The organism is Rathayibacter tanaceti, assembly GCF_001634385.1.
Classification (GTDB): domain Bacteria; phylum Actinomycetota; class Actinomycetes; order Actinomycetales; family Microbacteriaceae; genus Rathayibacter; species Rathayibacter tanaceti.
Window position 1 is genome coordinate 1 of record NZ_LIIN01000120.1, and the last position, 8,686, is coordinate 8,686.

Below are 8,686 nucleotides of genomic sequence, written 5' to 3' on the forward strand. Positions count from 1 at the left end.
GGCGCTCGCGGTGATCAGCAGCGGTCGGGAGGCGCCGTACTCGGCGTCCACGTCGACGGCCAGCACCGCCTCGGCATCGCCGAGCGTCCGCTCGTGCACCGCGGCGAAGCGCTCGTCGAGCGCTCGACGCAGCGCCGCGTCGCCGCCGGGGAGCGCGAGCGCCACATCGAGGTACCAGAGCAGCTCGTGCAGGCGGCGCATCAGGGGGAACACGGCGAACATCCGCTCGCGCACGACCGGATCCGCTCGCCAGGAGACGCCCCCGAAGGTCTGGGCCGAAACCTTCTGACCCGCACCGAAACAGTCGAAAACGGTGCACCCGGCGAAGCCCTCCGGCCGAAGCCGGCGATGGATCGTGCACGCGTCCTCGCCGTCGAGATGGACGCACGGATCGCCCGCGGGCTTGTCGACCGGGAAGTCGGCCGAGCGGGAGAAGGCCAGGGCCACGCAGCAGAGGCCGAAGCAGTTCGCGCAGTCGGCGCCGAGATCCGCTCGGCGGCCGAGCTCGACTCTTGTGCGTGACGTCATCGCTCCGAGACTACGCGCGGGGCCCTCCGCGGGCCGGCCTCAGTGCGCGAGCGCGAGGACACCGACGACCAGGGCGCCGAGGCCGACGATCCCGAGCAGCGAGACCAGGCTCTGCCGCAGGGGGAGCCCCGCTCGTGCCACGGCGATCAGCGCGATCGCGGCGAGGGTCGCGACGTAGACGCCAGCGCCGATCCGCAGGGCGGCGGTCGCGTCGATCAGGCCCAGCGCCGCCCCCGCGAGGGCGAGGAGGGGGAGGGATGCCGAGGCGAGGGCTCCCGCGGCGATCCGCAGCATGATCCGCACCTCGGCACCCGAGGGCGTCGCCGCGTGCACGACCTGGTGCGAGACCACCTCGGCCACGAATCCGGCGGCCGAGATCCCGACGATCGAGATCGCCAGGCTCCGCAGTGCCTGCGCCGCGTCGGGATGATCGCCGACCACGTAGATCATCACCACGGCGAGACCGGTGAACGTCGCGTAGATCCGCTCCTTGAGGGCGCGGGCTGTCTCGTCGAGCGGACGCCGCGTGCGGGCGACCCAGCGGCTCACGGGACCGGGCCGTGTCGGCGAGTGATCGGCTGCCGCGGGCTGGTCGGGAGTCATCGCCGGCTCAGTAGGAGGCGGAGTCGACACGGGCGGCGGAGGAGTCGCCCGCCAGGCGCGCCGACAGGTCGCCGAGGATCGTGGCGGAGCCGCTGGTGCCGAAGCGGGTGACGCCGAGAGCGCGGTAGGCGAGGAGCGTGTCGAGGTCGCGGACGCCTCCCGAGGCCTTCACCTGGACGGCGTCGGAGACCGCGCCGCGCATGAGGCGCAGATCGTGCTCGTTGGCACCGCTGCCGGCGAACCCGGTCGCGGTCTTGACGAAGTCGGCTCCTGCGCGCTCGGACGCCCGGCTGCCCTCGACGATTTGCTCGTCGTCGAGGAGGCCGGTCTCAAGGATCACCTTGACGATGCGACCCTCGGCCGCCTCGACGACCGCGCGGATGTCGTCCTCGACGTCCTCGAGCAGACCGCTGCGCAGGCGGCCGATGTTGACGACCATGTCGAGCTCGGAGGCGCCGTCGGCGAGCGCCTGGCGCGCCTCCGCCACCTTCGCGGGGGTCGAGGTGGTGCCGTGGGGGAAGCCGATCACCGTGCCGACCAGGACACCTGAGCCCTCGAGCCGCGCGACAGAGTGGGCGATGTCGGAGGGGCGGACGCACACGCTGAAGACGCCGGCCGCGCGCGCCTCGTCGAGCTGGGCGTCGACCTCGGCGCGGGTGAACTCGGGCTTGAGGATCGCGTGGTCGATGAGGGCCGCGACCTCGGCGACACTGGGCAGGCTGGACTCGGTCATCCGGCCATTTTATCGCCGGATTCGCCACCGACGCAGCGCAGCTGGGACGCGCCCTCCGGTGAACGGGCGAGGGCCCGCGATCCATCGGATCGCAGGCCCTCACTCGTGAGCGCAGCCGACGGGGTAGCGTCGCTGCGCGAGTGCTACCAGCTCGACTTGGTGATGCCGGGCAGCTCGCCGCGGTGCGCCATGTCACGGAAGCGGACACGGGAGATGCCGAACTTCGTGAGGTTGCCGCGGGGGCGGCCGTCGACGGCGTCGCGCGAACGCACGCGGACGGGCGAGGCGTTGCGGGGGAGCTTCTGGAGGCCGGTGCGGGCGGCCTCGCGGGACTCGTCGGTCCCGGCCGGGTCGACGAGGGCCTTCTTCAGCTCGAGGCGCTTGGCGGCGTAGCGGTCGACGACCACCTTGCGCTGCTCGTTGCGGGCGATCTTGCTCTTCTTGGCCATTCTTAGCGCTCCTCGCGGAAGTCGACGTGCTTGCGCACTACGGGGTCGTACTTCTTGAGCACGAGACGGTCGGGGTCGTTGCGGCGGTTCTTCTTGGTCACGTAGGTGTACCCGGTGCCGGCCGTCGAACGGAGCTTGATGATGGGACGGACGTCCTGCTGCTTTGCCATTAGATCTTCACCCCACGAGCGAGAATGTCCTTGACGACGGACTCGATGCCACGGGCGTCGATGACCTTGATGCCCTTGGCCGAGAGGGTCAGGGTGACGTTACGGCGAAGCGACGGCACGTAGTACGTCTTCTTCTGCACGTTGGGGTCGAAGCGGCGCTTGGTGCGCCGGTGCGAGTGCGAGATGGCGTGCCCGAAGCCGGGGACGGCTCCGGTCACCTGGCAGACTGCTGCCATGGGTTCCTCCATGTGTGGTTACCGTGGATCACGCGCGGCACGAGGCCCCGCCCGACCCACCCAAGGTCACTTGTCGGCGCACCGCCCGGCCGTTCGATGGGAGCCGGGGCTCCGGCCCGGCGGGCAGCGCGCAAGCGCGTGCAGATGCACGCAACTTCACTAGGGTACGCGAGCGGACGAGGCGACCGCAACACACGCTCCGGGAGCGGGGAGACCGGTACTCGGGGAGCGGGGAGACCGGTACCCCTGGGCTTGCCCCATGAGCCTTCCGGTGTCGATCCCCGCCCTCGTCCCCGGAACGGGAACCGCTCTGCCCTGGGTCAGCGCCGTGCTGCACGGCGCACGTCCCGCCCTCTCCCTCCTCGACTGGGTGCTGCTGACCGACGGTGCTCCCCTGTCGTGGCGGCGACTGCGGGTCGTGCTGCCCTACCCGCTGCTCTGGATCGTCGTCGTCCTCACCCGCCGGGGGCGACGGACGGCTGCTTTCTGCTTCGTGTGGGCGCGGAGCCGACGGCGTTGAGCGGACGTCACGGGAGCCGAGGGCGCTCCGGCTCGCGGCTCCCCTGACGCGCATTCAGCGCCGCTCGTCGGCATCCCCCGTGAGAGGTCGGCGGAGGCGGGCGCGGGCGGCGGAGGCGACGGCGACGGCGACCGCGTCGAGGGCCGGGGTGCGCAGCGCCCACTGCTGCCAGTAGAGGGGCACGTCGACGGGAGCGCCGCCGAGTGCCACCAGCCCCTCGCTGCCGACGGGCGCCTGGAGTTCGGGGAGCATCCCCCAGCCGAGGCCGAGGCGGACCGCTTGGGCGAAGTCGGTGGAGCCCGGCACGCGATGCTGCGGAGGGCCGCCCTCGACGCCTGCGGAGCGGAGGAAGCGCTCCTGCAACCGGTCCTTCTCGTCGAAGACGACGAGCGGAGCGGAACCGAGGGCCGAGAGGTCGCCGGAGGGGAACCAGCGCTCGGCGAAGGCCGGCGCGGCCATCGCGCGGTACCTCATCACTCCGAGAGGCGCGACGGTGCAGCCGAGCACCGCCTCCGCCTCGCCGGTGACGGCGGCCAGCACGGTGCCGTTGCGCAGGAACGCGGCGGTGTGCTCCTGGTCCTCCCGGTGCAGCTCCACCACGACATCGGGGACGGAGGCGAGCGCCGGCAGTACCCAGGTGGCGAGCGAGTCGGCGTTGACGGCGAGCGGGAGGACGACCGGACCGGCGCCCTGGGCGTCCTCGCCACCGAGGGCCCGCACGGCGTCCTCGGCGAGCAGCTCGATCTGCCGGGCGAGGCGGAGCAGGCCGGCGCCGGCCTCCGTTGCGACGACCGGCCGGGAGCGCACCAGCAGCACGCGCCCGGCCGCGGTCTCGAGCGCCTTGATCCGCTGACTGAGCGCGGAGGGGGTGATGTGCAGCGCACGCGCGGCGGCGTCGAAGGAGCCGTGTCGGACGGAGGCGGCCAGCGCACGCAGCCGAGAGAGATCGAGGTCGTCGGTCAACATCAGTACGGCTTACGGTACTGAAGGAGCATGAGCTGGTCTACAGTTCTCCCCGCTCGTAGCGTCAGAGCATGCCGCCCCTCCTCGCCGCCCTCTCCGGACTCGGTTTCGGCTTCTCGCTCATCATCGCCATCGGCGCGCAGAATGCGTTCGTGCTGCGCCAGGGCCTCCGCCGCGAGCATGTGCCGGCCGTCGTCGCGATCTGCGCTGTGGCCGACGCCGCGCTGATCGTGCTCGGCATCGCCGGGATCGGCGCCCTCCTCGAGTCGGCGCTCTGGCTGCTCGCGGTGATCCGCTGGGGCGGCGTCCTCTTCCTCCTGGCCTACGCAGGATTGGCGGCGCGGCGCGCCCTGCGGCCGGGGACCCTCGAGGGCGACCCGGCCGGCGCCTCCACGTCGCTCCGCACGGCGATCGGCACCTGCCTGGCGCTCACGCTGCTCAACCCGCATGTGTACCTCGACACGGTGGTGCTGCTGGGCTCGGTGGCCGCCAGCCACGGCGACGAGCGCTGGTGGTTCGGGGCCGGAGCCGCGCTCGGGAGCGTGCTGTGGTTCACGGCCCTGGGCTTCGGCGCCCGGGTGCTGCGGCCGCTGTTCCGCAGTCGGACGGCGTGGCGGGTGCTCGACGCGGGCGTCGCGGTGGTGATGGTGGTGCTGGCGGTGTCGCTGGCGCTCTCGTGACGCCTCAGCCGGTCGAGCCTCAGCCGGTCTCCACGCTTCGGCCGGTGTCCACGCCTTCGCGGCTCTCCACACGTCAGCCGGTCTCCACGCCTTCGCGGCTCTCCCGGCCTCAGCCGGTGACCGCGGGCAGGGCCGCGGACGCGACGACGGTGCCGGCGGCGTCGGTGATCTCGACGGCGGCGACAGCATCGCGCAGCACGGCCGCGTTCATCTCGCAGTCGAGCTCGGCGGAGCTGCCCAGGAACGAGCCCGACGCCAGGCGCTCCCCCTCGCCCGTCACCAGGACCAGGTCGTAGCTCGCACCGAGCTCGAAGCCGGTGCCGCGGAGGATCGTCTCGGTGCCCCAGGTGTGCGCGACCAGCGAACCGTCGAGCCGGACCCCGGACGCACGCTCGTCGAACGCGATCGCCTCGACCGCGCCGAGGGTGCCGGGCGGCCCGGTGACGGGGCGCTCGCCGGCGGCCTGGAACGCCGAGCCCGCGACGACACCCAGCACGAGGCAGGCCGCAGCGGCGCCGACCGCGAGGGCGAGGCGACCGCGTCGGGAGGGCGGGGCCGCCTCCTCCGCAGCAGCGAGGCCCAGCACCCGCGAGCGCAGCTGCGCCGAGGGCTCGGCCTCGTCCCAGCGGACGAGGCCGCCGAGCCGGTCGAGGACCACACCGAACGAAGCCAGCTCGCGGTCGAGCGTCGGGTCCGCGGCGCGCAAGCGGTCGAACTCGATCGCCTCCTCGGAAGAGAGGTCGCCGGCGAGGGCTGCGGCGAGGAGTTCCTCGCGGCGGCCCCCGGGCTGCTCGACGTCCGTCACGATCGCTCCTCATCGGTGGGGTCGGCGCTCGCGAGGTGATCGCGGAGCGCTCGCAGAGCGTAGAAGGCGCGGGTGCGCAGGGTCGCGACCGGCACGCCCGTCGCCGAGGAGAGGTCGGCGTAGCTCTCGCCGCGGAGGTGGATCGCGACCACCACCTGCCGGTGCTGCTCCGAGAGCCGCGCGAGCGCCTCCGCCATCGCGAGCGGCTCGAGGGGGTCGCGCTCGTCGCCCGGCACCTCCTCCAGGACCTCGGTGGCGACCAGGCGCGGGAGGCGCTGGAGCGAGCGGTGCACGTCGATGACGACGTTGCGGGCGATCGCGAACAGCCAGGTGCGGGCGCTCGCCCGCTCGGCGGAGTAGCTCTCACGCGACCGCCACGCGCGCAGGAACGTCTCCTGCACGCAGTCCTCAGCGAGGCCGCGATCGTGGAGGGCGTTCATGGCGAACCCGAGCAGGGCGGGAGCGTGCTCGTCGAAGGCGGCCGAGAGATCGAGCACGGGCGCCGGAGCGTGCAGGGGCACGGGCGCAGCAGCGGCGCGCGGCTGCTCGCGGGCGGGCCTGGTCATCGCGGGCCCCTCCCGTCGTGGTGCCGTCGCCGTCTGCGCCACATCGCCTCCTCTCGAGGACCGAAGGTCCGTCGACGAGGGGTACGGCCGCGGCGGGTGCGGCGTTCATCGGGAGGCGCGAGCCGCTCCATGAAGATCTTCTCAGATCGGATGAACGCCGAGCCCGCCCGCGCCGTACCCCCTGCATCGGGCCCACCCGGTCGCCCGCGAACGAAAGGCTCCACCATGACGAAGACGTCCCCCACCCGGAACCGCACGAGCGCCCGCCGGACCCTCGCCCTCGGCGGCATCACCGCCGTCGCCGCCGCCTCCTTCTTCGCCGCCGCGCCGGCCCACGCCGAGACCGAGGTCGCCGAGCCGTCGAGCTTCACGAGCGCGTTCACCGTGATGGCGACGCCCGACCAGGTCGTGAACAACGACTCCGTCGCGACTCCGGGCCAGCCCGGGGCCACGGGCGAGATGACGTTCCGCATCAACAGCGACCTCGAGATCATTTGCTACGACATCACGCTCACCGGGGTGACCGGCGAGTACCAGAGCCCGGCCAAGACCGCCACCCACATCCACCAGGCCGCCGTCGGCAAGGCCGGCCCGCCGCGGATCGCGTTCCCGAACCCCGCTCCCGTGGGCGACGGGCCGCGCACCAGCTCCGGCTGCCTCCAGGGTCCGTTCACCACCGGCATCCAGGCGAACGGCGCCGACACCGGAGCGGGTTTCTCGCTCACGGCGATCGAAGCCGACCCCGCGGGCTTCGCCGGCGACTCGCACACCGCATCGTTCGCGGCAGGAGTCGTGCGCGGCCAGCTCTCGCAGGTCCCCGTCGGGGGTCTGCAGACCGGCGGAGGCGCCGCGGCGGCCGGCAACGACGCCGGAGCGTGGAGCTTGGCCGGCCTCGGCGCGACCGCGGCGCTCGGAGCAGCCGGCGTCGTCGTCGTCGCCCGTCGGCGCACCGCCTCCTGACCGTGGGCACTCGCTCGAGGAGCGGCACCGTCGCGGCGGCGCTCTGCGGGGGTGCTGCTCCTCGGCGGGTGCGCAAGCGCGGGGGGCTCGGCGGAGGCCCGCCGGCCCGCGGCGTCGACGCCTCCCGAGCCGACCGCCTCCTGCAACCGCGCCCCTCGCAACCGCACCCCCTGTCGCCGCCCCGGCCGTGCAGCGCACCCTGGGTGTCGAGCCGGCCCGCATCGCCGCGCCCGCGATGGGGCTCGACGAGCCGCTGATCGGCCTGGGCATCCAGGCCGACGGGGCGATGGAGGTGCCGGTCGACTACGACGACGTCGGCTGGTTCTCGGGCGGCGGGCGCCCCGGAGGCAGCGGCCGCACGGTGATCGCCGGGCACGTCGACTCGCGCTCCGGCCCGGCCGTGTTCTTCCGCCTCGACGAACTGGCTCCGGGCGACGACGTCGTGGTCACCGGCGTCGACGGCTCCGAGCACCGCTACCGGGTGACCGCCGCCGAGGCGCATCCGAAAGCCGACTTCCCCACCGCCCGGGTGTTCGGGGCGACGCTGGAGGAGGAGCTGGTGCTGGTCACCTGCTCGGGCGAGTACGACAGGACCGTGGGCCGCTACGAGGACAACCTCGTGGTGTTCGCCTCTCCTGCGTGAGCCCGCCGCCGGTCGCACCGCGAGCGGGAGGGGCTCGGGATGGTGCACGCGGGACGGGCGGACGCAAGGGGCCGGGGGCGCGGCCGGGGTGTGATCGGATGAGGGTGGCGGGCCCCCGCCGCCGCACGCCTCCCGCTCCCCACCGCCGTGGCGCGGCCGATCCGAGAGGACGCCTGTGTCCGTCCGCCCCACGCTCTTCGCCCTGCCCGGACTGGGCCTGGACGGCCGCGCCTTCGATGCGCTGGCGGCCGCACTCGCCGATGTCGCCGATGTGGTGGCGCTCGACCTCCCCGATGCGACCGGGACCTCGCTCGAAGCGATGACGACCTCTGTCGTGCGCCGGATCCGCGAGCACGGCGCCTCCCGCTGGCTACTTCTGGGCCACAGCCGCGGCGGCAAGATCGCGTCGCTGGTCGCCTCCCGCACGATGACCGGCCGCTCAGGACTGTTCGGCCTGGCCGGCGTCGTCCTGCTGGCCGGCTCGCCGCTCTCGCCAGAGCCCATGGCACAGGAGCGGCGCGAGCAGATGCTCGCGTGGGTCGCCGACGGTCCGCTCGACGAGGAGCAGGCGGGCACGTTCGTCGAGCAGAACGTCGGGGCTCCGCTCCCGGCCGAGGTCGACGCAGAAGTGCGGGCCGAGCTGCGCCGTTCCTCCCCTGACGGGTGGCGCGACTGGCTCGAGCACGGCAGCCGCGAGGACCGCACCGGCGAGGCGGCGCTCAGTGCCGTGCCGGCCCTCCTGATCGCGGGTGGTGCGGACGGCGACCTCGGTGCCGACGCGCAGCGCCGTCTGAACGGAGCCCACTACGCCCGCGCCCGCCTGCACACGC

At 73.5% G+C, this 8,686-nt stretch carries 13 protein-coding genes and 1 pseudogene; 5 read left to right on the forward strand and 9 right to left on the reverse strand.

Going from position 1 to position 8,686, the window contains the following annotated elements; all coding sequences use genetic code 11:
* The 6 genes and pseudogenes from ACH61_RS12515 to rpmB all read right to left on the reverse strand — a co-directional run.
* Positions 1–528: pseudogene (locus tag ACH61_RS12515) on the reverse strand (pentapeptide repeat-containing protein); the annotation flags it as partial.
* Positions 529–567: 39 nt separating this feature from the next.
* Positions 568–1,077 (reverse strand): hypothetical protein, encoded by a 510-nt coding sequence (locus ACH61_RS12520; RefSeq protein WP_153038863.1) that lies wholly within the window; start codon positions 1,075–1,077, stop codon positions 568–570.
* A gap of 61 nt (positions 1,078–1,138) precedes the next feature.
* The gene (deoC, locus tag ACH61_RS12525) at positions 1,139–1,864 is read right to left on the reverse strand and encodes a deoxyribose-phosphate aldolase (RefSeq protein WP_236713675.1); all 726 of its coding nucleotides are present in this window, start codon (positions 1,862–1,864) and stop codon (positions 1,139–1,141) included.
* Between the two features lie 143 nt (positions 1,865–2,007).
* Entirely contained in the window at positions 2,008–2,313 is a 306-nt protein-coding gene (gene rpsN, locus ACH61_RS12530; RefSeq protein ID WP_068212490.1) for a 30S ribosomal protein S14, read from the reverse strand.
* Positions 2,314–2,315: 2 nt separating this feature from the next.
* Positions 2,316–2,483, reverse strand: coding sequence for a 50S ribosomal protein L33 (rpmG, locus tag ACH61_RS12535; protein WP_027692168.1), 168 nt, complete (start codon positions 2,481–2,483; stop codon positions 2,316–2,318).
* Entirely contained in the window at positions 2,483–2,719 is a 237-nt protein-coding gene (gene rpmB / locus ACH61_RS12540; protein ID WP_055786157.1) for a 50S ribosomal protein L28, read from the reverse strand. Before rpmB ends, rpmG begins: the two co-directional genes overlap by 1 nt.
* Before the next feature lie 259 nt (positions 2,720–2,978).
* On the opposite strand from rpmB, the gene ACH61_RS12545 reads away from it, so the two are divergent.
* The gene (locus tag ACH61_RS12545; protein ID WP_132505038.1) at positions 2,979–3,239 is read left to right on the forward strand and encodes a hypothetical protein; all 261 of its coding nucleotides are present in this window, start codon (positions 2,979–2,981) and stop codon (positions 3,237–3,239) included.
* A gap of 54 nt (positions 3,240–3,293) precedes the next feature.
* Here the strand turns inward: ACH61_RS12545 and ACH61_RS12550 are convergent, their stop codons facing one another.
* On the reverse strand, positions 3,294–4,205 hold the full coding sequence (locus tag ACH61_RS12550; protein WP_068212492.1) for a LysR family transcriptional regulator ArgP: 912 nt from the start codon (positions 4,203–4,205) through the stop codon (positions 3,294–3,296).
* Between the two features lie 68 nt (positions 4,206–4,273).
* Between ACH61_RS12550 and ACH61_RS12555 the strand changes: the two genes are divergently transcribed.
* Complete coding sequence (locus ACH61_RS12555; protein WP_068212493.1) at positions 4,274–4,882, forward strand: LysE/ArgO family amino acid transporter; 609 nt, start codon at positions 4,274–4,276, stop codon at positions 4,880–4,882.
* A gap of 109 nt (positions 4,883–4,991) precedes the next feature.
* On the opposite strand, the gene ACH61_RS12560 is transcribed toward ACH61_RS12555, so the two are convergent.
* Together ACH61_RS12560 and ACH61_RS12565 are read right to left on the reverse strand one after the other, a co-directional pair.
* Positions 4,992–5,687 (reverse strand): hypothetical protein, encoded by a 696-nt coding sequence (locus tag ACH61_RS12560; protein WP_068212494.1) that lies wholly within the window; start codon positions 5,685–5,687, stop codon positions 4,992–4,994.
* The gene (locus ACH61_RS12565; RefSeq protein WP_068212495.1) at positions 5,684–6,253 is read right to left on the reverse strand and encodes a sigma-70 family RNA polymerase sigma factor; all 570 of its coding nucleotides are present in this window, start codon (positions 6,251–6,253) and stop codon (positions 5,684–5,686) included. Before ACH61_RS12565 ends, ACH61_RS12560 begins: the two co-directional genes overlap by 4 nt.
* Before the next feature lie 225 nt (positions 6,254–6,478).
* Between ACH61_RS12565 and ACH61_RS12570 the strand changes: the two genes are divergently transcribed.
* From ACH61_RS12570 to ACH61_RS12580, 3 genes are all read left to right on the forward strand, one after another.
* Positions 6,479–7,213 carry a CHRD domain-containing protein gene (locus ACH61_RS12570; protein ID WP_068212498.1) on the forward strand — a complete coding sequence of 245 codons (735 nt, stop codon included), beginning with the start codon at positions 6,479–6,481 and terminating at the stop codon, positions 7,211–7,213.
* Between the two features lie 187 nt (positions 7,214–7,400).
* Complete coding sequence (locus ACH61_RS12575) at positions 7,401–7,856, forward strand: class F sortase (RefSeq protein WP_236713676.1); 456 nt, start codon at positions 7,401–7,403, stop codon at positions 7,854–7,856.
* A 175-nt stretch (positions 7,857–8,031) separates the two neighbouring features.
* Positions 8,032–8,686: alpha/beta fold hydrolase (locus ACH61_RS12580; RefSeq protein WP_153038865.1), on the forward strand; the 655-nt coding region annotated here is incomplete at its 3' end.